The organism is Curtobacterium sp. 9128 (assembly GCF_900086645.1).
Lineage (GTDB): Bacteria > Actinomycetota > Actinomycetes > Actinomycetales > Microbacteriaceae > Curtobacterium.
The window spans coordinates 667,913-687,120 of record NZ_LT576451.1 but is presented as its reverse complement, the minus strand read 5'-3'; the positions used below and the strand labels follow the sequence as shown (position 1 = coordinate 687,120).

Annotated in this window: 24 protein-coding genes and 1 pseudogene; 12 read left to right on the top strand and 13 right to left on the bottom strand. The window is 72.0% G+C overall.

What is annotated here, in order from left to right:
- The first annotated feature begins 34 nt into the window (after nucleotides 1-34).
- Nucleotides 35-1,363 carry an FCD domain-containing protein gene (locus QK288_RS03470; RefSeq protein ID WP_281266420.1) on the top strand — a complete coding sequence of 443 codons (1,329 nt, stop codon included), beginning with the start codon at nucleotides 35-37 and terminating at the stop codon, nucleotides 1,361-1,363.
- Nucleotides 1,360-2,145, top strand: a complete 786-nt coding sequence (locus QK288_RS03465; protein WP_281266419.1) for an ATP-binding cassette domain-containing protein — start codon at nucleotides 1,360-1,362, stop codon at nucleotides 2,143-2,145. Before QK288_RS03470 ends, QK288_RS03465 begins: the two co-directional genes overlap by 4 nt.
- A gap of 223 nt (nucleotides 2,146-2,368) precedes the next feature.
- Here the strand turns inward: QK288_RS03465 and QK288_RS03460 are convergent, their stop codons facing one another.
- From QK288_RS03460 to hemE, 12 genes and pseudogenes are all read right to left on the bottom strand, one after another.
- Nucleotides 2,369-2,827 carry a DIP1984 family protein gene (locus tag QK288_RS03460; RefSeq protein ID WP_281266418.1) on the bottom strand — a complete coding sequence of 153 codons (459 nt, stop codon included), beginning with the start codon at nucleotides 2,825-2,827 and terminating at the stop codon, nucleotides 2,369-2,371.
- Nucleotides 2,828-2,846: 19 nt separating this feature from the next.
- Nucleotides 2,847-4,178, bottom strand: coding sequence for a glutamate-1-semialdehyde 2,1-aminomutase (gene hemL / locus QK288_RS03455; RefSeq protein WP_281267651.1), 1,332 nt, complete (start codon nucleotides 4,176-4,178; stop codon nucleotides 2,847-2,849).
- Between the two features lie 20 nt (nucleotides 4,179-4,198).
- The gene (gene hemB, locus QK288_RS03450) at nucleotides 4,199-5,191 is read right to left on the bottom strand and encodes a porphobilinogen synthase (RefSeq protein ID WP_281267650.1); all 993 of its coding nucleotides are present in this window, start codon (nucleotides 5,189-5,191) and stop codon (nucleotides 4,199-4,201) included.
- A 66-nt stretch (nucleotides 5,192-5,257) separates the two neighbouring features.
- Nucleotides 5,258-5,941: pseudogene (locus tag QK288_RS03445) on the bottom strand (uroporphyrinogen-III synthase); the annotation flags it as partial.
- Between the two features lie 29 nt (nucleotides 5,942-5,970).
- Complete coding sequence (gene hemC, locus QK288_RS03440) at nucleotides 5,971-6,948, bottom strand: hydroxymethylbilane synthase (RefSeq protein WP_281266417.1); 978 nt, start codon at nucleotides 6,946-6,948, stop codon at nucleotides 5,971-5,973.
- Complete coding sequence (locus tag QK288_RS03435; protein ID WP_281266416.1) at nucleotides 6,945-8,180, bottom strand: ferrochelatase; 1,236 nt, start codon at nucleotides 8,178-8,180, stop codon at nucleotides 6,945-6,947. Before QK288_RS03435 ends, hemC begins: the two co-directional genes overlap by 4 nt.
- On the bottom strand, nucleotides 8,177-8,896 hold the full coding sequence (gene hemQ, locus QK288_RS03430; RefSeq protein WP_281266415.1) for a hydrogen peroxide-dependent heme synthase: 720 nt from the start codon (nucleotides 8,894-8,896) through the stop codon (nucleotides 8,177-8,179). The genes QK288_RS03435 and hemQ overlap by 4 nt, the downstream gene beginning before the upstream one ends.
- A 58-nt stretch (nucleotides 8,897-8,954) precedes the next feature.
- On the bottom strand, nucleotides 8,955-9,191 hold the full coding sequence (locus tag QK288_RS03425; RefSeq protein ID WP_281266414.1) for a DUF3618 domain-containing protein: 237 nt from the start codon (nucleotides 9,189-9,191) through the stop codon (nucleotides 8,955-8,957).
- 26 nt (nucleotides 9,192-9,217) lie between these two features.
- Nucleotides 9,218-9,676, bottom strand: a complete 459-nt coding sequence (locus tag QK288_RS03420; protein ID WP_281266413.1) for a phage holin family protein — start codon at nucleotides 9,674-9,676, stop codon at nucleotides 9,218-9,220.
- Complete coding sequence (locus QK288_RS03415) at nucleotides 9,673-9,927, bottom strand: hypothetical protein (RefSeq protein WP_281266412.1); 255 nt, start codon at nucleotides 9,925-9,927, stop codon at nucleotides 9,673-9,675. The genes QK288_RS03420 and QK288_RS03415 overlap by 4 nt, the downstream gene beginning before the upstream one ends.
- 95 nt (nucleotides 9,928-10,022) lie before the next feature.
- Nucleotides 10,023-11,339 carry an FAD-dependent oxidoreductase gene (locus QK288_RS03410; protein WP_281266411.1) on the bottom strand — a complete coding sequence of 439 codons (1,317 nt, stop codon included), beginning with the start codon at nucleotides 11,337-11,339 and terminating at the stop codon, nucleotides 10,023-10,025.
- Complete coding sequence (gene hemE / locus QK288_RS03405) at nucleotides 11,336-12,457, bottom strand: uroporphyrinogen decarboxylase (protein WP_281266410.1); 1,122 nt, start codon at nucleotides 12,455-12,457, stop codon at nucleotides 11,336-11,338. The genes QK288_RS03410 and hemE overlap by 4 nt, the downstream gene beginning before the upstream one ends.
- 38 nt (nucleotides 12,458-12,495) lie before the next feature.
- On the opposite strand from hemE, the gene QK288_RS03400 reads away from it, so the two are divergent.
- Both QK288_RS03400 and QK288_RS03395 read left to right on the top strand, forming a co-directional pair.
- Nucleotides 12,496-13,806: a glutamyl-tRNA reductase gene (locus QK288_RS03400; protein ID WP_281266409.1), complete on the top strand. Its 1,311-nt coding sequence runs from the start codon at nucleotides 12,496-12,498 to the stop codon at nucleotides 13,804-13,806.
- Nucleotides 13,803-14,234, top strand: a complete 432-nt coding sequence (locus tag QK288_RS03395; protein WP_281267649.1) for an NUDIX domain-containing protein — start codon at nucleotides 13,803-13,805, stop codon at nucleotides 14,232-14,234. Before QK288_RS03400 ends, QK288_RS03395 begins: the two co-directional genes overlap by 4 nt.
- A 78-nt stretch (nucleotides 14,235-14,312) precedes the next feature.
- Here QK288_RS03395 and QK288_RS03390 read toward each other — a convergent pair whose 3' ends face one another.
- Entirely contained in the window at nucleotides 14,313-14,609 is a 297-nt protein-coding gene (locus tag QK288_RS03390) for a hypothetical protein (RefSeq protein WP_281266408.1), read from the bottom strand.
- A gap of 112 nt (nucleotides 14,610-14,721) precedes the next feature.
- On the opposite strand from QK288_RS03390, the gene QK288_RS03385 reads away from it, so the two are divergent.
- The 8 genes from QK288_RS03385 (at nucleotide 14,722) to QK288_RS03350 (ending at nucleotide 19,164) form a co-directional block, all read left to right on the top strand.
- Nucleotides 14,722-15,387 carry a DUF4232 domain-containing protein gene (locus QK288_RS03385; RefSeq protein WP_281266407.1) on the top strand — a complete coding sequence of 222 codons (666 nt, stop codon included), beginning with the start codon at nucleotides 14,722-14,724 and terminating at the stop codon, nucleotides 15,385-15,387.
- Nucleotides 15,388-15,409: 22 nt separating this feature from the next.
- Complete coding sequence (locus tag QK288_RS03380) at nucleotides 15,410-16,618, top strand: AraC family transcriptional regulator (RefSeq protein ID WP_281266406.1); 1,209 nt, start codon at nucleotides 15,410-15,412, stop codon at nucleotides 16,616-16,618.
- A 162-nt stretch (nucleotides 16,619-16,780) separates the two neighbouring features.
- Complete coding sequence (locus QK288_RS03375; RefSeq protein WP_281266405.1) at nucleotides 16,781-17,242, top strand: Asp23/Gls24 family envelope stress response protein; 462 nt, start codon at nucleotides 16,781-16,783, stop codon at nucleotides 17,240-17,242.
- Nucleotides 17,239-17,430, top strand: a complete 192-nt coding sequence (locus tag QK288_RS03370; protein ID WP_281266404.1) for a DUF2273 domain-containing protein — start codon at nucleotides 17,239-17,241, stop codon at nucleotides 17,428-17,430. Before QK288_RS03375 ends, QK288_RS03370 begins: the two co-directional genes overlap by 4 nt.
- Nucleotides 17,427-17,741, top strand: a complete 315-nt coding sequence (locus tag QK288_RS03365; RefSeq protein ID WP_281266403.1) for a hypothetical protein — start codon at nucleotides 17,427-17,429, stop codon at nucleotides 17,739-17,741. Before QK288_RS03370 ends, QK288_RS03365 begins: the two co-directional genes overlap by 4 nt.
- 9 nt (nucleotides 17,742-17,750) lie before the next feature.
- Nucleotides 17,751-18,341, top strand: coding sequence for a DUF6286 domain-containing protein (locus QK288_RS03360; protein ID WP_281266402.1), 591 nt, complete (start codon nucleotides 17,751-17,753; stop codon nucleotides 18,339-18,341).
- Nucleotides 18,338-18,904: a hypothetical protein gene (locus QK288_RS03355; protein ID WP_281266401.1), complete on the top strand. Its 567-nt coding sequence runs from the start codon at nucleotides 18,338-18,340 to the stop codon at nucleotides 18,902-18,904. Before QK288_RS03360 ends, QK288_RS03355 begins: the two co-directional genes overlap by 4 nt.
- 86 nt (nucleotides 18,905-18,990) lie before the next feature.
- On the top strand, nucleotides 18,991-19,164 hold the full coding sequence (locus QK288_RS03350) for a CsbD family protein (protein ID WP_281266400.1): 174 nt from the start codon (nucleotides 18,991-18,993) through the stop codon (nucleotides 19,162-19,164).
- Nucleotides 19,165-19,208 lie beyond the last annotated feature (44 nt).

Here is a 19,208-nt window from a genome sequence, read left to right as displayed (position 1 = left end):
GGACGACGCGCGCTCGGGCAGGGACCGTCGTCCCGTGTTCGACGAGGCGTTCACCACCGTGCTCGCCGGCATCCGGGACGGCTCGCTCCGCGACGACACCGACTACGACGTGCTCGCGCTCTGCGATCGGTTCGCCGTGCACCCAGCGGTGCTCGAGGGCGCCCTGCAGCGGCTCGCGGACATCGGCCTGGCCCGCGTGCTGCCCGGGGACGTGGTGCGCTTCCCGCCGCTCGACCCGGTGGCGTGGGCCGAGGGCACCTGGTTGCTCGTCGGTGTCGTCGAGGTGGCGATGCGCGCCCTGGTGCCCGTCGCGGCGGACGACGACGTCGAGCGGTACGCCGCCCTCGTGGCCGCCACGCGTCGTGCGGCTGCCGACCGTGGCGACGAGCTCGACACGACGGTGCTCGCGACGCTCGACTTCTGGGCGGGCACGAGCCCGGATTCCTTCACGGCACGGCTCCTCGTGCGGTCGATGCAGCAGACCCGCTACGGCCTCGCCACCAGACCCCCGTGGCGGAACCCGGACGTCGAGGCCTGGCTGGCCTCCTCGTCGCAGGCGCTCCGCCTCCGGGACGTCCGGAGCGCCGAACGCGCCGCGCACGTGCTGGCGCGGCTGTGGAGCCGCTACCTGGCGGAGAGCGCCCGAGAACTGGGCCGGGAGCCGGACTCGCTGGCCCGCCCGGCTGGAGGAGCGTCGGAGACCCTCTACTGGGCCGACTGGCGCGCGGACGACGACTGGTTCGAACTCCTCGGATCCGTGCGCGACGGGTCGCTCGAACCGGGTCGCTCGTACGCGTTCCGGGACCTCACCGCACGGTTCCGGGTCCCCCTGCAGCGCCTGTTGCCGATGATCCGACGGCTCGAGGTGATGGGGCTCGTCGCCGCCGGTCCCGACCGCGACGACAGCATCCTGGTGACGACGCCGACGGTCGACGACTGGGCGCAGACGGTCGGGCTGCTGCTCGGACTGCACGAGATGTGTGCACGGACCTGCATCGCGGACCTGACCGACGCGGACGTCGCCGAGCTGGACGCCCTGGTCGCTCGGACCCGGCGTGAGGCCAGGGTCCGGGACTTCGCCTACACGGGCACGCTGCTCGAGATCGCCAGGTTCTTCGCGCTCCGCAGCCCGAACCGCGCCATGCGACAGACGACGAGCGTCGTGATCTCCCGGTTGGCGTACATCCTGCCGGAGCCGCCGCCGGTTCGGCAGTGGGCCGTCGAGGACTACCTCCAGCTGCTCGACCAGGCAGTCCACTCCCGCGACGCCGACACCGTGTCGGAGGCGTTCCACGCGCTCGCCACCCACTTCGACGCGCACGTCGTCGACGTCCGTGCGCGGTACGGAACGATGGAGTCGTGAACGACGTCCTCATCAGTGCCGCCGGCGTCCGCGTGACCCGGTCCGGCCGAGACCTCTTGCACGACATCGACCTGACCGTCCGGCGCGGCGAGCACTGGGCCCTGCTCGGACCGAACGGCGCCGGCAAGTCGACCTTGCTCGCCGTTCTCGGGGCGACAGGGCACCCCACCGCCGGCACGGTCGAGGTCCTCGGATCGCGGCTCGGCCGGGTCGACGTCCGAGCACTCCGCGAGCACATCGGGCACGTCGACCCCCGGCACCGCATGCTCTCCCCGCTGACGGTGTTCGAGACCGTCCTGACCGGGCTGACCGGGACGACGGACCTCATGATGCGGTGGGAGCCGACGGCGGACGAGGTCGCACGCGCCGAGGAGCACATCGCCTCGGTGGGACTCACGGCACGTCGCGACTCCCGGTGGCCGGTCCTGTCCCAGGGCGAACGCGGCCGTGCGCTCATCGCCCGAGCACTGATGTCGGAGCCGGAGCTCCTGCTCCTCGACGAGCCGGCGACAGGGCTCGACGTCGCCGCCCGCGAGCACCTCCTGGAGACGATCGACGCCCTCCGCGGACGACACCCGGACCTCGGCAGCGTGATGGTCACGCACCACCTCGAGGACCTGCCGGCGTCCACGTCCCACGCGATGCTGCTCCGGGACGGTGCCGCCGTCGCGCAGGGCGACGCCGACGAGGTGATCACGTCGTCCGCCGTGTCGCACGCGTTCGACTTCCCGCTCGCCATCGTGCGCGCAGAAGGGCGCTGGCACGCTCGACGCTCGGCCTAGCCGGGAAGCGGTGCTGTCCCCTGTCCCACCCTCGGTGGTCCGGTCGGTACGCGGTTCTGCGATGTGCCCTGTACGCCGTCACCGGTGCTCGGTGCTGGGCTGCGATGTGCACGGCTTGCGCCTGGCGCTGCCCACGGCGCCGACAGAGGACCGGATCACCCGCCGGTCCATCGGGTCCGTACCCGCCCCGGTCCGCCTACCGACGCACCGCGTGCTCGTCGTGTCAGTCCGCCAGGGCGACCTCCCAGTTCGTGCGCTGGATCGTCGCGTCGAGCTCGCGGAGCTCCTTCGCGAGGGCATCGGCACGTGACCGGAGCTCCGCCGTCGGCAGCGCGGCGAACGTGCGGAGCTCACTGCGCATCTGCCGGTACGAGCCACCACCGGTCGCGTCCGCCGCGCCGGTGACCAGCGCGTGCCGGAGCCGGAGTGCGTCACGGCGCGCCAGGAGTGTGGTCACGGTCGTGCCGTCGGGGAGCACGGTCGCGGAGTTCGTCGCGTTGATGCGGGCGACGAGCGACTCCAGCGCATCGATCGCCGACTCGGCTTCGACCAGGAGCGCAGCGGCGTCCTCGTCCGGCTCCTCGCCCTCCTGGTAGCGGGCGTTCCCCGCGATCCGGGCGCGGAGCTGCTCGATGCGCTTCTGCAGGTCGGCCCGCTCGATGAGGGCTTCGGCGAGTTGCATGCCGCCATCCAACCAGCGGTCAGGGGGCCGTGGCCGCTGCAGCCGCCTTCGCCGCAGCCGGCAGCGCGTCGAGCACCCGCCCGACGGCACGGTCGTCGTGGGCGGCCGTGACGAACCACGCCTCGAACACACTCGGCGGCAGCGTCACACCGGCATCGAGCATCGCGTGGAAGACCGGCGCGTACCGCCAGGTGTCCTGCGCCCGCACGTCGTCGTAGTTGCGCGGTGCTTGCTCCGAGAACGCGAACGAGAACAGGTTCCCGGCGCGCTGGACGGTGTGCGCGACCCCCTCGGCCGACAGCGCCTCCGACGTCGCCGCGGAGATCACCGACGCCGTCCGGTTCAGCGACTCGTAGACCGATGCCGTCGCCGCACGGAGCGTGGCGATCCCGGCGGCCACCGCCAGCGGGTTCCCGGAGAGCGTCCCCGCCTGGTACACGGGGCCGAGCGGGGCGAGGTAGTCCATGACCTCGCGACGACCACCGAGCGCCGCGAGGGGCATACCGCCGCCGATGACCTTGCCGAACGTGATCAGGTCGGGCTTCCACCCGGCGCCGTCCGGGACGACCTTCGACGCTTCGAGCCCCCACCACCCGGCGGCCCCGACGCGGAACCCGGTCAGGACCTCGTCGACGATGAGCAGCGCGCCGTGCGACTGCACGATCTGCGCGAGCGCCCGGTTGAAGCCACGTTCCGGCGCGAGCACACCCATGTTCGCGGCGGCGGCCTCGACGATGACGCCGGCGATGCGCTCGGAGTGCTCGTCGAACGCGCGGCGGACGGCGTCGAGGTCGTTGTACGGCAGCACGAGGGTCTGCGCCGCCGTCTCCGCGGTGATGCCGGCGCTCCCCGGGAGCGCAAGTGTCGCGACGCCGGATCCGGCCTCGGCCAGCAGGGAGTCGGAGTGGCCGTGGTAGTGCCCGGCGAACTTCACGAGCAGGTCCCGACCGGTGTACCCGCGGGCGAGCCGGATCGCCGTCATCGTGGCCTCGGTCCCGGTGGACACGAGTCGGAGCTTCTCGATGGGGCCGTCGCCGTCGACCGACACCCGCTGCTTCACGAGTTCGGCGAGCTCGGTCTCCCCGGGGGTCGACGCACCGAACGACAGCCCGCGTGCGGCGGCCTGCTGGACGGCCTCGACCGTGCCCGGGTGCGCGTGCCCCAGGATCGCGGGCCCCCACGACGCGACCATGTCGACGTACTCGCGCCCCTCGGCGTCGGTGACGTACGGCCCCTTCGCGGACACCAGGAACCGCGGGGTGCCGCCGACGGAACCGTAGGCGCGGACCGGCGAGTTCACGCCGCCGGGGATGCTGTTCTTCGCGCGGCCGAAGAGCTGGCCGTTCGTCATGGGAGAAGCTGCGGTCGTCATCAGATGCCTTCCTGGCGGAGCGTGCGGGCGATGTCGACCGCGAAGTAGGTCAGGATCGCGTCGGCGCCGGCGCGCTTGATGCCGACGAGCGACTCCATCGCGGCGGCGTCGCGGTCGATCCAGCCGTTCTGCGCCGCCGCGGTGATCATCGCGTACTCGCCGGAGATCTGGTACGCCCAGACCGGGACCGGCGACGTCGCAGCGGTCGACGCGAGGACGTCGAGGTAGCTCATCGCGGGCTTCACCATCACGATGTCGGCGCCCTCGTCCACGTCCAGAGCCACCTCGCGGAGGCCCTGGCGACCGTTCGCGGCATCGATCTGGTAGGTCCGCCGGTCGCCGACGAGCGACGACGACACGGCCTCGCGGAAGGGGCCGTAGAACGCCGACGCGTACTTCGCCGCGTACGCGAGGAGTGCGGTGCCGGTGAACCCCGCGGCATCGAGCGCGTCACGTGCGGCGGCGATCTGGCCGTCCATCATGCCGCTCATGCAGACGAGCTCGGCGCCGGCCTCGGCCTGGGCGACCGCCATGTCGCGGTAGCGCAGCAGGGTCGCGTCGTTGTCGACACTGCCGTCCGCGGCCAGGACACCGCAGTGCCCGTGGTCGGTGAACTCGTCGAGGCACAGGTCGGACTGCACGACGAGCGCGTCACCCACCTCTTCACGCGCGATGCGGATCGCCACGTTGAGGATGCCGTCGGGGTCGGTCGCACCCGAACCGGTCGCGTCCTTCGAGACGGGCACGCCGAACAGGTTCACCCCGCCGATCCCGGCGTCGGCGGCGTCGACGAGCGCGCGCCGGAACGAGTCGAGCGAGTGCTGCTGCACCCCGGGCATGCTCGAGATGTCCACCGCGGACGTGGCGCCCTCGCGGATGAACATCGGCAGCACGAGCTCGGACGGGTGGAGACGGGTCTCGGCCACCAGACGACGCATCGCCGGGGTGGCGCGGAGTCGGCGGGGGCGGACCTGGGGGAAGCGGCCGGTCACTGAGGTGCCTTCCTGTTCGGGGGCGTTCTGGTTCAGGATCTCGACGACGGCGTCGAGGAGGGATTCTGCGGAGCGGGCCGGCGCGACGACGTGCACGGGCAGTCCCGCGGCGCGGGCGTCGGCGGCGGTTCCGGGGCCGATGCACGCCACGAGCGTGCGGGGGTCGAGCGGGGTCATCCGGCGGGCGATCTCGCGGGCGACGCTGCCGCTCGTCACGAGGACCGCATCCGGCACCGTGTCGAGGGAGACCGGCTCGTCGCCGGTCCCCACGGTACGGTACGCGACCACGTCGTCCACGTCGATGCCGCGGGCGCGCAGGCCGTCGACGACGGTGGGAGCGGCGATGTCCGACCGCGGGAAGAGCACCGCGCCGGACACGTCCGGGAACGCGTCGACGAGCCCGCGCGCCGACGCGTCCTCCGGGACGAGGTGGACCGCCCAGCCCGCATCGCGGGCGGCCTGGGCGGTGCGGTCACCGACCGCCGCCACGCGGACACCCGACGGGAGGACCGCCACGCGTCCGGCGAGGACGCGCACCGCCGTCGCACTGGTCACCACGATCCATTCGTACCCAGCCACGCTGGTTTCGTCACCGGCGGCGGAGGGTGATCCGAGCCTCCAGGCCGCCGTCTCCAACGGGACCGGATCCACGGGGGGCGCAGACGAGATCAACGGGACGATCCGTGGGTCCAGCCCGCGCTCGCGCGCGGCCGCGGCGACACGGTCGCCCCAGCCGCCACCCCGCGGGATGACGACGACGGACGCCCGGGTGTCCGTGGCTACTCCGACGACGTCGCGATGTCCGCCAGGTCGGCGGCACCGTTCTCGAGGAGCTCGGCCGCGACGCGGTCACCGACCTCGAGCGCGTCGGCGAGACGCTCCTGCGCCGAGCCGTCGAGGACGGCGGCGTGCGACGCGGTGCGGTACTCGGATCCGTCCGGTCGGTAGACCGTGGCCGAGACGAGCAGCATCTCGGCGTCGACGATGGCCGTGGCGCCGATCGGTGCGGAGCAGCCCGCCTCGAGCTTCTCGAGGACCCGACGCTCGGCCGACACGGTCAGTCGCGTCGCCGCGTGCTCGATCTTCCGGAGCGCAGCCAAGAGGTTCCGGTCGACTTCGTCCGAACGGATCTCGACCGCGAGCGCGCCCTGCCCGGGAGCACTCGGCCAGAAACCGAGGTCGAGGAGCTCGGTCGCCTCGTTCAGTCGCTCGATGCGGCCGAGGCCGGCGGCGGCGAGCACCACGGCGTCGAGGTCGTCCTCCACGCGGCCCATGCGGGTGTCGATGTTGCCGCGGATGTCCACGACCTCGAGGTCTGGGCGCTTCGCCTTGAGCTGGGCGACGCGGCGGGGCGACCCCGTGCCGACCTTCGCGCCCTCCGGCAGGGAGTCGAGCGTGGCGGTGTTCCGGGCCACCAGGACGTCACGGGCGTCGGCACGCTTCGGCACCGCGCCGATCGTCAGCCCCGGGTACGGCGCCGTCGGCAGGTCCTTGAGCGAGTGCACGAGGACGTCGACCTCGTTCGCGACGAGGGCCTCGCGCAGGGCGCTGGCGAAGACGCCGGTGCCGCCGAGCGATGCCAGCGACGCACGGTTCGTGTCGCCCTCGCTCGTCACCGTGACGAGTTCGACCGGACGACCGGCCGCCTTCGACAGACGGTCGGCGATGTCCTGCGACTGCGCGACCGCGAGCCGGCTGGCGCGGGTCCCGAGCCGGATCGGCGTCGGGCCACCGGCGGCCGGCTGCTCGTCGGTCACGGTGCGAGCCCGGCAGCCGCCGGCTTGAACCCGGCACGCTCGTTCTCGCAGCACCCCGGACGGCAGACGTCGTACCAGGGGCCGATGTCCGTCATGTGCGGACGCTCCGCGGTCGGGGTGCCATTGACGCGCTCGAGCACCAGGTCGACGAGGCCGGCGACGTACGCCGGGTCGACGCCGGGCGTCTGCGTGCGGATCGACCAGAAGCCGAGCTCCTCGGCGGTCTCGGTCGCCTCTTCGTCGAGGTCCCACATGACCTCCATGTGGTCGCTCACGAAGCCGAGCGGCACGATGAGCACCGCGCGGGTCGGGCCGCCCTTGAGCTCCTCGTTCATGTAGTCGTTGATGTCGGGCTCGAGCCACGGCTGCGTCGGCGGGCCGGAGCGCGACTGGTAGACGAGCTTCCACGCCGGCTTCGTCGTGCCCTGCAGGTGCGCGTGCTCCGGCTGCTCGAGGAGCTCCGCCCACGCCTGGTCGAGGACGACCTGGGCGACGGCCTCGTGCTGGGCGGCGTACGCACCGCCGTCGCCGAAGCCACGGAAGTCCGGACCGGACTTGGCGGCGTCGGTCGACGGGATCGAGTGCGTCGAGAACAGGATCTGCAGCTCGTTCGCGACGTCGAGTCCGTCGTTCTCGGCGATCGCCTGTGCGATGCCGTCCCGCACACCATCGACGAACGGACGGACGAAGCCCGGGTGGTCGAAGAACTGCCGGACCTTGTCGACCTGGATCGTGTCGATCAGGCCGGTGGCGTCGAGCACGCGGGCGTAGTCCTCGCGGTACTGCCGGCAGCTCGAGAACGACGAGTAGGCGCTCGTGGCGATGGCGATGAGCTTGGTGTGACCCTTCTCGGCCGCCTCGGTGAAGGCGTCCTCGAGGTAGGGCTCCCAGTTGCGGTTGCCCCAGAGGACCGGCATGTCGATCCCGCGCGCGGCGAGCTCTGCCTCGAGCGCGGCCTTCAGCGCACGGTTCTGGGCGTTGATCGGGCTGACCCCGCCGAAGTGGCGGTAGTGGTGCGCGACCTCTTCGAGTCGCTCGTCCGGGATGCCACGGCCACGCGTGACGTTGCGGAGGAACGGGATGACGTCGTCCTGGCCCTCTGGTCCGCCGAACCCGGCGAGCAGGATGGCGTCGTACGCCACCGGGGTCTCGACGTGCTCGGGGCCGTCCGCAGCAGCGGGGGTCGCGGCGATCACCAGCTGGCCGTTCGTGATCTTGGACGTGTCGGTCATGACAGGACCTCCGGCAGCTCGGCGGTCGTCACCCGACGACCGGTGAAGAAGGGGACCTCTTCGCGCACGTGCATGCGCGCCTCGGTGTAGCGCAGGTCGCGCATCAGGTCGACGAGGTCCACCAGGTCGGGGCTCTCGAGCGGCAGGATCCACTCGTAGTCGCTCAGGGCGAAGGTGGCGATGGTGTTCGTCAGCACGCGGCGGTACTTCGCGCCGGCGATCCCGTGGTCGCGGAGCATCGTGCTGCGCTCTTCCTCGGGCAGGAGGTACCACTCGTAGGAGCGGACGAACGGGTACACCGTGATCCACGCTTCCGGGTCCTTGCCGCGGAGGAACGCGGGGGTGTGCCGCTTGTTGAACTCGGCCTCGCGGTGCATCGCCATCGCGTGCCACACCGGTTCGGCGTCCTGGAACAACCCGGTCCGGCGGATCTCGCGCAGCACGGCCTGGATCGCCTGCGCGTCGTCGCCGTGCAGCCAGATCATGACGTCCGCGTCGGCACGGAAGCCGGAGACGTCGTAGAACCCGCGGATGGTCACGCCACGGTCGGCGGCGGCGGTCACGACGGCGTCGAGCTCGGCCACGGCGTCGTCACCGACGGTGTGGATCGGGCCGAGGGGCCGGCGGAACACGGCCCACAGCGCGTACGCCGTGAGGAGGTTCGGGTCGATCCCGGAGTCAGCAGACGGCTCGTGCGTGGGCACGGTGGAACTCATGCGTCCATTGTCCTATCGGTTGCAAGGGGGAACGCCGCTCCCCGTCCGGCGGCGAGCGCTACCGCCGTCGGAGCACCGATACGACGATACCCCCGACCACTGCCACGCCCGCTGCGAGCCCGGCCAGGTACGGCACCGGGTTCTCCTGCGCGCCGCGCTTCACCTTCGACGCAGCGATGCCGATCTGCTTCGGCACGTTGAGCTTGTCTTCGATCGCGTCGAGGGTGTCGAAGAGCTGGGCACGGGTCGCGGCGACGTCGTCGGCGAGCTGGTCGTGGGGGTGCTGGTCGGTCACGGGTTCCTCCGGGGATGGTACGGGCGTCAGAACCGGCCGCCGACGTCCGGCTTGCGGGACGCGTGCTGGGTCTCTGGTGTGGGCTTCTTGCCCATGCCCTTCACCGCGTTGATGTCGTTCTTCACGCTGTCGATCGTGCGCTTCGGCGTGATCGGCAGCCCCTTCTTGAAACGCTTCCAGCCGACGAACCCGAGGATCGCGGCGACGACCAGCATCACGAAGGCGACGACCAGCGCAGCCAGCCACGCGGGCATGACCGTCGCGAGGCCCATCACGGCGGCCGTCAGCAGCACGCCGATCGCGTACAGCACGATGACGAGCGCCGCGATGAGCAGCCCCGCGGCGATCGCGAAGACCTTCGCCTTGCCGACCAGCTCGGCCTTGAGGAGCGCGATCTCACCCTTGACGAGGTTCTTGACGAGCTGTGGGACGTCCCCGACGAGACCGAACAGCGATCGCGGTTTCCGGTCACGGGTGTCGGTCATGAGGCCTGGGCGTCCTTCTTCTGGCCGACCTTGCGGACGACCTTCTTGGTCTGCTCACCGACGAACTCGGCCACGTCGGGCGTCTTGTCCGCGACGAACTCCTCGACGGTGTGGACGCCCTGCTGGACGCCGTTGCTGTTCCAGATCTTGCCGGTGACGGTCTTGATCTGCTCGTACCGCGCCCGTCCGGCTCGCGATCCCAGGACGTACCCGAGTGCTGCGCCGGCGACGAACAGGAGCCTGCCTCGCATGGTTCCTCCGTTTGAGTCAGTGTGCGGTGGTCATGCGCCGAACGGAATGTGTCGGCGTTCCACCAACAGTAGCCCTCGGGAGGTCGGCGGTCCGCTCAGGAACCGAGCAGACCCCGCACGGCGGACCTGGTTCCGTCGACGATCCCGGCGAGCCCCCGACCGCGGGACCCCTCCCCGATCCCGACGACGCCGTCGGCGAGGCCGGAGGCGCCGCCGTCCGGACCGTTCCAGAGGACGCGGGCTGCTCCGAGGACGTCCTCCGGGGCGATCGGCGTCCCGAGCAGGGTGGTCGCGTCCGTCGTCGCCCGCACGCCGGTCTCGCTCCGCGGGTCGATCGGGAGGCTCGTACCCACGTCCGCCGGGTCGGCTGCGGACGTCGCATAGCTGAGTCGCAGGACGTGGCGCCCGTCGGCCGCATCGGCCAGCCACGGCCACTTCGCGGTGGCGTGCGTGAGCGCCTTTGCCCGCACACCGGTGGCATCCGGGTGCACGAGCATCCCGGTGCCGCGCGGCGCGGCGTCGAGGGCGGGCTGGTCGACCACCACGGTGACGAGCTCGATGCCGGTGCGGTTCGGTGCCGCCGGTCGGTGCGGGTCGGGCACCGCCGACAGGACGTGGTCGGCGACGAGTCGCTCGGTGGTGCCGTCCGCTCCCCGCACCTCGACCGCGGCGCGCTCGATCGCAGTCGCACGGGTGTGCAGCCGGACGTCCACCCGGTACGTCTCCATGTCACGGACGAGCTCGTCGACGATCCGGACGATCCCGCCCCGGATGCCCTGCACCGCGGAGCCGGCCGTCGCACGTTCGCGGAGCGCGAGCACGGCGCGGGCGAGGGAGCCCTCGCGCTGCAGGGCGGCACGGAGTCCCGGTGCGACACGGTCGGGGTCGAGGTCGTCCGGGTGCGTGGAGTGGACACCGGCGACGATCGGGACGACGAGGTCGTCGAGGACCCTCGCGCCCATCCGCTTCCGGACGAGCTCGCCGAGCGACCGGGCCTTCGCGCCGACGGGTGACGGGATGAGGGAGTCGAGTTGGGCCCGGAAGGCGGCGCCCTGGCCGACGACGGCGAGCACGTCGGCGGCCATGGGGCTGCCGGGGATGCCGAGGAGCCCGGTCGCGGGGATCGGGGCGACCCTGCCGGAGCGCGTCATGAGCCACGCACCCCGGGGGTCGGGCGCGACGACGTCGTTGCCGAGGCCGAGTTCGATCGCGAGCGTCGACACGGCGTCGGTCCTCGTCGCGAACGAGTCCGCCGCCATGTCGAGGTCGATGCCGGCGACGGTGTGCCGGCGGACCATGCCGCCGAGCGTGCCGGAGGCCTCGACGAGCACCACGTGCACCCCGGCCTTGGCGAGGTCACGAGCGGCGACGAGCCCGGCGACCCCGCCGCCGACGACGATCGCCTCCGTCACGCGGGGCTCCCGGCGACGTCGGTTCCGTCCCCGAGCGCGTGCACGAGCTCGACCAGGCGGGTCAGCACGGTCGGGTCGGTCTCCGGCGGGACACCGTGCCCGAGGTTCACGACGTGCGCGCGTGCAGCGCCACCGCGACGGACAACGTCGCGCACGTGCGCCTCGAGCACCTCCCACGGCGCGGAGAGCATCGCCGGGTCGACGTTGCCCTGCACGGTGACGCCGGTGCCGACGCGGGCGACGGCCTCGTCCAACGGGAGCCGCCAGTCGACGCCGACCGCGTCCACCTGGACCGCGTCGGTGCCGAGGGTCGTCATGTCCCGCAGGACCTCACCGCTGCCGACGCCGAAGTGGATGCGCGGGACGCCGAGGTCGGCCACGTGCGCGAGCGCCGCGGCGGAGTGCGGTGCGACGTGCTCGAGGTAGTCGGCGCGGGAGAGCGACCCGACCCACGAGTCGAAGAGCTGTGCGGCCGATGCCCCGGCGAGCACCTGGGCGCGGAGGAACGTCCCCGACACCTCGGCCGCCCACGCGAGCAGGCGCGACCACGTCTCCGGCTCGGCGTGCATGAGCGTGCGGGCGCGGATGTGGTCCTTCGACGGGCCGCCCTCGACCAGGTAGGCAGCGAGGGTGAACGGGGCACCGGCGAACCCGATGAGCGGGGTGCTCCCGAGTTCGGCGACGGTGCGCTGGACGGCCTCGGCGATCGGTGCGAGCGCGGCCGGGTCGAGCGACTCGAGCGCGTCGACGTCAGCAGCCGTGCGGATCGGGGAACCGAGGACCGGGCCGCGACCGGGGACGATCTCGACGTCCACACCCGCGAGCTTGATCGGGACGACGATGTCGCTGAAGAAGATGCCGGCGTCCACCCCGTGCCGGCGGACGGGCTGCAGCGTGATCTCGGACGCCATCGCCGGGTCGAGGCACGCGTCGAGCATCGCGGTGCCGACGCGGAGCTCGCGGTACTCGGGGAGCGACCGTCCGGCCTGGCGCATGAACCACACCGGCAGCGTCTCGGGGCGGTCCCCGCGAAGCGCCCTGACCAGCGGGGATCGGGCGGTGCGACCGTCGGCGAGCGGGTGCGTTGCGGGCAGTACGGCTGTGGATGCGTCGGTCACCGCACGATTCTCCCATCGAGCGCGGTACCATGGAGTACGTGCTCATCTGTCTCACGGCGTCGCATCGCAACGCCAGCTTCGACCTCCTGGAGCGACTGAGCATCGGCGCCCCCGCGGCCGCCTCCCGACTGGTCACCGAGTCGGACGTCCTCGACGGTGCCGTGGTCCTCGCGACCTGCAACCGCTTCGAGGCCTACCTCGACATCGCCGGCGACAGCGACTCCGCCGTGTCCGCCACGGTTGAGGCCGTCGCCAGCGCCAGCGGACTGGCCGGCACCGACGTCCTCGACTCCGTCTCCGTGCTCGGCGGCAAGGACGTCGTCCAGCACCTCTTCGCCGTCTCCAGCGGCCTGGAGTCCGTGGTCATCGGCGAGACCGAGATCTCAGGACAGGTCCGCCGCTCGCTCGAGGACGCGCGCGCCAACGGCACCACCACCTCCGACCTCGAGCGGCTCTTCCAGGAAGCCGCGCACACCTCCCGCGGCGTCAAGACCCGCACCCGCATCGGGGCGGCCGGTCGCTCGCTCGTGCGCCTCGGCCTCGAACTCGCGTCGTCCCGCGTGACCGACTGGGCGCAGACGAACGTGCTCCTCGTCGGGACGGGCAGCTACGCGGCCACGACGATCGCCGCACTGCGCGACCGCGGAGCCGAGCGCATCCAGGTGTACTCGCCGTCCGGCCGCGCCCCGTGGTTCGCCGCGAAGCACGACCTCGTCGCCGCCCACGACCTGCGCCGGGCGATCGCCACGAGCGACGTCGTCATCACCTGCACCTCGAGCGAGGTCCCGGTGATCGAGCCGGCCGACCTCGACGACGGGGTGCGGCGCATCGTCATCGACCTCGGGCTCCCCCGCAACGTCGACCCAGACGCCACGCACGTCGACGGCGTCGAGCTGCTCGACCTCGAGACCATCAGCATCCACGCGCCCATCTCCGAGCTGAATGCCGAGTCGGAAGCCAGGGCGATGGTCGACGACGCCGTGTCCCGCTTCCGTGCGCAGGCGCTCGAGCAGTCGACGACCCCGGCGCTCGTGGCGTTCCGGAAGCACGTCTTCGACATCCTCGACGACGAGATCGACCGCGCCAACCGACGCGGGGACAGCACGCCGGAGTCGGCGGAGCACACCGAGCGGGCGCTCCGGCACCTCGTCGGCGTCCTGCTGCACCGTCCGTCGGTCCGCGCACGCGAGCTGGGTCGCGCAGGGCGCGGCGAGGAGTTCGTCGGCGCGCTCGAGGCCCTCTACGGTGTGCGCCCGGAACCCGAGGCGGAACTGGACGTCCCCACCCCCGTCGTGCCGCTGGCGGACCGGACCGCCCCGGTGCGCAACGACGAGGCGGACGCGAGCTGAGCCTCCCGGCCGACGCTCCCACGCTGCGTGTCAGCGCGCTGCTGCTGGTCCGTGACCGGCGCGTGCTCATGGTGCGAGCGCGACAGCGCGACGTGCTCTACCTGCCTGGCGGCAAGGCCGAGGCACACGAGACCGACGTCGAGGCCGTGGTGCGGGAGGCGTTCGAGGAGACCGGTCTCCAGCTCACCGCCGCCGACGTCGACGAGTTCGCCGTCGTCACCGAGCCGGCGCACGGGCAAGCTCCGGGGACGATGGTCGCGATGACCCTCTTCCTGGTCCGGCCAGGAGGCCCGCTGGACTCCGCCACGCCGGTCGCCTCCGCAGAAGTGGACGAGGTCGAGTGGGTCACCTCGGCGGACCGGGACCGGTGCCCGCCGGCTGGCATCGAGACGATCCGCCTGCTGACGCAGGCGGGTCTCATCGACTAGCCCGCAGCCGTTCGCTGCTCAGCCGTACGCGGCTCAGCCGTATGCGGCTCAGCCGTACGCGGCTCAGCCGTACGCGGCTCAGCCGTTCTCCGTGTCGTCGGTGCCGCTGCCGGTGTCGACGTAGTGCCCGACCTCGCCGGACGGACGGGGCTCGTCCTCGCCGGGGATGTCCGACTCGACGTACTCGCCGTCGGTGCCCGTGGTCGTGGGGACGTCCTCGCCGGGGATGTCGCTCGCGACGAACTCGCCGACCGGCTCGTTCGACCTGGGCTGGTCCTCGCCGGGGATGTCGCTGTCGACGAACGCCCCCGCGACCGGCTCGACGCCGTCCGCGCGGTCTCCGTCGCCTCGGGTCTGTTCGTGCTTGCCTGCCATGGTCCGTCCTCCGGGTCCTGTGCACGGCAACGGTGCCGTACGGCGCGAGTGTGCTCGCGGTCCCTGAGTGGATACCGGGACGCATCGTCTCCTGCGGTGGTTACCTGCCGTCATGCAGTCCAGCAAGGGAACCGTGATCATGCTCGGGGCGGTGGGCATCCTGGCGATCGGGGCCCTCGCCGGGTGCGCGTCCGGCGGGAGCGACTCCGCCACCGCCACCGCGACGAAGACCGTCACCGCGACGCCGACCCCGTCGACCTCGCCTGCGCCGTCGGCCGCTGCGTCGGCCGGTGGGGGCAGCGAGTCGTCGAGCGGTGGGTCGTCGGCTGGCGGGTCCGGGCAGTGCGCAGCCGACGACCTCGCCGCGTCGATCCAGCCCGGGAGCGGGGGTGCAGCGGGGAGCGTCGTCGTGCACCTCGCCCTGCAGAACACCGGGGCCGCGAGCTGCACACTCCAGGGGTGGCCGGGCGTCTCCTTCGTCGGCGGGGGCAACGGCACCCAGATCGGTGCCGCCGCCGAGCAGGACACGGGATCCCCGCACCCCACGGTCACCCTCGCGCCCGGACAGACCGCCGTCGCACCGCTGAAGATCGGGCAGGCGGGCAACTACTCGAACGCGGCGTGCTCGCCACGGACGCCGGATGGGTTCCGCGTCTACCCGCCGGGGTCGAAGGCGTCGCTCTTCGTCGCGGACACCGACTACACCGCCTGCGACGACGCACAGGCGCAGCTCCTGTCCGTCCAGGCACTCGTGCCCGAGGGACAGGCGTCTTCCTAACCGCTGATGTGATGATGTCCTCGTGAGCACGACGTCGTCCAGGGGGTTCCGCCGCGAGCGGTTCTCGAACGTCGACGGCAGCGGCTACACGGCGATCTTCACCTCCGAGTACGGCGGGTCCGGGTTCGCATCGGACACCACGGTGGCGCCGGGGACACGGTACGAGTACTCGGTCATCGGCGACGACGACCTCTCCCTGCGCACCATGGACGCGTCCGGCGGGCGTCGCAGCGGGGTGATCGGTCCGCGGGACGACCACGTCGTGTTCTGGCTGACGCGTGGGCACCTCGAGATGCACTTCGCGGATCGCACCCGTGTCGTGCTCCCAGGTGCGCCCTACATCGCCTCGGCGTCGGAGGCGTACCGCTTCGAGTCGGAGGACACGCTCTACAACGGCGTCCACATCGCCGACCGGTTCCTCCGCTCGGTCGGCCGTGAGCTCGGGTTCCTGCTGCCGGCCGGCCCGCTGCTCTTCGACCAACAGGACGACGTCGTCGCACGCCGGGAACCCCTCCGTCGCCTGATCCGCGAGCTCGGGCCGGCGCTCCTCGACGACCGGGTCCGGGGACCGATGCGCACCGCGCTCAACCGGCGGCTCGCCGTCGTCGTCCTCGACACGTTCCCGCTCCGCGACCGCGGCGACGACGTGCCCCTGGCGAGCCGACTGCGTGACGCGATCCGGTTCATCGAGGAGCACGCCCGCGAACGGCCGGCCGTCGGGACGATCGCCGACGCCGCGGGCCTCCGCGAACGCGGGCTCCAGGACGTCTTCCTGCGGACGCTGGGGAAGACACCGAGTCGCTTCCTCCGAGACCAGCGCCTCGACGGGGTGCGGAGCGAACTCCTGCGGACCGCCGACCCCGGTTGCGTCACCGAGGTCGCGCAGGCATGGGGCTTCACGAACGGCGGGCGGTTCGCTGCCGCCTACCGGGACCGGTTCGAGGAGTCCCCCGGCGCCACCGTCCGAGCGGTCCACGCCGCCGATCCCGGCTCGGAGACACCGTCCCCGCGACTGCGGCGTGCGCTCGCCTTCATCGACGCCCATGCCGCCGAACCGCTCACGGTCGCGGGCATCGCCCGCGCGGTGGGGCTCCAGCCGCGACGGCTGCAACAGCTGTTCGAACGCGAGCTCGGGACGACGCCGATGGCCCGCGTCCGTGCGGTCCGAGCCGTGTCCGACCAGAGCGTCCGGAAGCGCACGCAAGCGGACGAAATCCGCGTCGATCCCTGAGCCCTCCGTGTTGCGGGGGACAAGCCTGTCCCCCGATCGACCGTTGTCTGGCACTTCTCTGAGAAGCAGTGATCCCGTGTGACTTCTGTCTGGGTCAGCCCGTCTCATCCGTGAACAGCAACCGCTGGGATCACCTGGCGGGACTCACGGAAGGAAGCAACCATGGCAGACACGACCACCACCCCGGGCACCGCAGCAGCGACCACGGCCGCACGGACGGCTCCGGCCACGTCGGGCACCACGACGGGCAAGACCGTCATCGACGACACCGTCGTCTCGAAGGTCGCCGGCATCGCCGCCCGTGAGGTCAACGGCGTCCACTCCCTCGGCAGCGGCGCAGCCCGTGCCATCGGCGCCATCCGCGACGCGATCGGCCAGCGCGACCTCGGACAGGGCGTCAAGGTCGAGGTCGGCGAGAAGCAGATCGCCGCCGACATCGTGATCGTCGCCGAGTACCCGGTGCCGCTGCAGCAGGTCGCCGAGGGCGTCCGCTCCTCGGTCAGCCGCGCGCTCGAGCAGATCGTCGGCATGGAGGTCACCGAGGTCAACGTGACGGTGCAGGACGTCTTCATCCCGGGTGACGACGACGACGATGACGAGAAGAAGGAAGCGCGAGTCGCATGAGCACCACCATCACCGGCGCCCTGATCGGCGCCATCCTGGCAGTCGTCGCACTGCAGTTCGGCTTCTGGGGCTTCATCCTCGTCGTCGTGTTCGCCCTCGTCGGTGCCCTCGTGGCCGCCCTCGTGTCCGGACGCATCGACCGCGGCGCCCTGACCGACGTGCTGACCGGGCGCCGGAGCTCCCGGTGACCGGCGGCCCGGAGGTCGCGGGCCGCGTCGAGATCACGGCGCGGGCCCTGACCTCGTGCGCGCGCGCCGTCGCAGCCGAGCACCTCGGTGCCCCGGCGAAACGGGTCCACGTCGGACTCGGAGACCACCAAGGGTCGCTCGCCCTCGACATCACGGGACCGATCGCGGCGGCCGACGACCTCGTCGGCCGCGCGACGGCCGCCGCGGCCGAGGTCCGTGACCGGGTCAGCGCCCTCACCGGGCGCCGAGTCGGCAGTGCCCACATCGAACTGACCGGGATCGTGCGCGAGCGCGAGACCCGTGTCGCCTAGGAGATCGTCATGAGCAGCAGTTCCGTCGGCGGCAACGCCGTCGAACGACGCATCCGTCGCCGGAGCGTGCACCGCTCACGGTCGACCGCCGTGTCGGTCGCGCTCGTGGTGCTCGTCCTCGTCGCGGCGTGGATCGGCACCGAGTCGGTCCTCCGCGCGGTCGGCGCGGCACCCCTCCTCGCCGACCCGCAGACGGTCGTCGACACGGCACTCCGCCCCGATGCGGCGTTCGTCACGATCGCCGAGGTGATCGCGGTCGTCCTCGTCGTGCTCGGTGTCGTGCTCGTCGTCCTGGCACTCAAGCCCGGTCGGCAGCACCGTTCGCCGGTGCCCCACGACCGTGGAGCCGTCGTCATCGACACCCGCATCATCGCCGCCACCGCGGCGAACGCCGCCGGATCGGCAGCAGGGGTCCCCGAGGGCAACACCTCGGCGAGCTCCCGCGGCAACCGCACCGACGTCAGGGTCGTCCCGGTCTCGGGCGTCCCGGTCGACGAAGCCGCCGTCCGCGCAGCGGTCACCGAACGGCTCAGCCAACTCGACGAACGCTTCGGCCGACGCGTGAAGGTCACACTCGCAGAACGAGGGACGCTGTCATGACGAAGAGCAACCGCACCCTGAACCGCATCATCCTGTTCGTCCTCGGACTGGTCGCCATCGTCGTCGGCATCACCATCGGCGCCGGTGTCCTGCCGGCCGTCCGCGATGCCGTCGACCCGTACGTCTCGATCCCCCGCAGCCTCGACGTCCCCGCGGCGTCGCTGTGGATCGTCGCCGTGGCCTGTGCCGTGGTCATCGTCCTCGCCCTCGTGTGGGTGTTCACCCGTGGAGGCGGCGGGACCTCCGTCGCCGTCCGCGAGCGCTCCGGCGACGACGCCGTCACCATCAACGTGGCACTCGTCCGCGACGTCGTGGACCACGAGCTCAAGGGCGTCCGTGACGTCGTCGGCTCGAAGGTCGACGTCTTCCAGGTGCGCCGGCAGCGCGCGGCACGGATCCGGGTCGCCGTGCGACGCGGCGGCGACGCCGTCGCCGTGCTCGACGCCGTCGACCGTGCTCTCGAGGTCCTCGACCGCACACTCGGCCGCTCCGTCCCGGTGCTCGTGCACCTGACCGGCGGCACCCGTTCGGCGCTCGCGAAGGCGACCACCAGGGTCAGCTGAGGCCGACCGCCGGACGCACCACGGGCCTCCCGGCCCACGCTCACCACCGCAACGGGCGCTCCCGCCCACCGAAGGAAGGAACCCTGATGGGTCTCGACGACAAGATCAAGAACGCCGCCCAGGACATCGCCGGCAAGGCGAAGGAAGCCCTCGGCAACGCGACCAACGACGACTCCAAGGTCGCCGAGGGCAAGAAGGACCAGGCCGCCGCCAACGTCAAGCAGACGGGCGAGGACGTCAAGGACGTCTTCAAGAACTAGGCAGCTGCAGTGACGACGACGGGGCATCCGCCAGCGGGTGCCCC

Coding starts and splice junctions, on each gene's coding strand:
- QK288_RS03390 (WP_281266408.1), bottom strand. CDS start 14,609: ATGGCAGGCAAGCACGAACAGACCCGAGGCGACGGAGACCGCGCGGAC.
- QK288_RS03420 (WP_281266413.1), bottom strand. CDS start 9,676: ATGACCGACACCCGTGACCGGAAACCGCGATCGCTGTTCGGTCTCGTC.
- QK288_RS03355 (WP_281266401.1), top strand. CDS start 18,338: ATGACGAAGAGCAACCGCACCCTGAACCGCATCATCCTGTTCGTCCTC.
- QK288_RS03360 (WP_281266402.1), top strand. CDS start 17,751: ATGAGCAGCAGTTCCGTCGGCGGCAACGCCGTCGAACGACGCATCCGT.
- QK288_RS03370 (WP_281266404.1), top strand. CDS start 17,239: ATGAGCACCACCATCACCGGCGCCCTGATCGGCGCCATCCTGGCAGTC.
- QK288_RS03350 (WP_281266400.1), top strand. CDS start 18,991: ATGGGTCTCGACGACAAGATCAAGAACGCCGCCCAGGACATCGCCGGC.
- hemL (WP_281267651.1), bottom strand. CDS start 4,178: ATGACGAACGGCCAGCTCTTCGGCCGCGCGAAGAACAGCATCCCCGGC.
- QK288_RS03375 (WP_281266405.1), top strand. CDS start 16,781: ATGGCAGACACGACCACCACCCCGGGCACCGCAGCAGCGACCACGGCC.
- QK288_RS03415 (WP_281266412.1), bottom strand. CDS start 9,927: ATGCGAGGCAGGCTCCTGTTCGTCGCCGGCGCAGCACTCGGGTACGTC.
- QK288_RS03460 (WP_281266418.1), bottom strand. CDS start 2,827: ATGCAACTCGCCGAAGCCCTCATCGAGCGGGCCGACCTGCAGAAGCGC.
- QK288_RS03385 (WP_281266407.1), top strand. CDS start 14,722: ATGCAGTCCAGCAAGGGAACCGTGATCATGCTCGGGGCGGTGGGCATC.
- hemQ (WP_281266415.1), bottom strand. CDS start 8,896: ATGAGTTCCACCGTGCCCACGCACGAGCCGTCTGCTGACTCCGGGATC.
- QK288_RS03435 (WP_281266416.1), bottom strand. CDS start 8,180: ATGACCGACACGTCCAAGATCACGAACGGCCAGCTGGTGATCGCCGCG.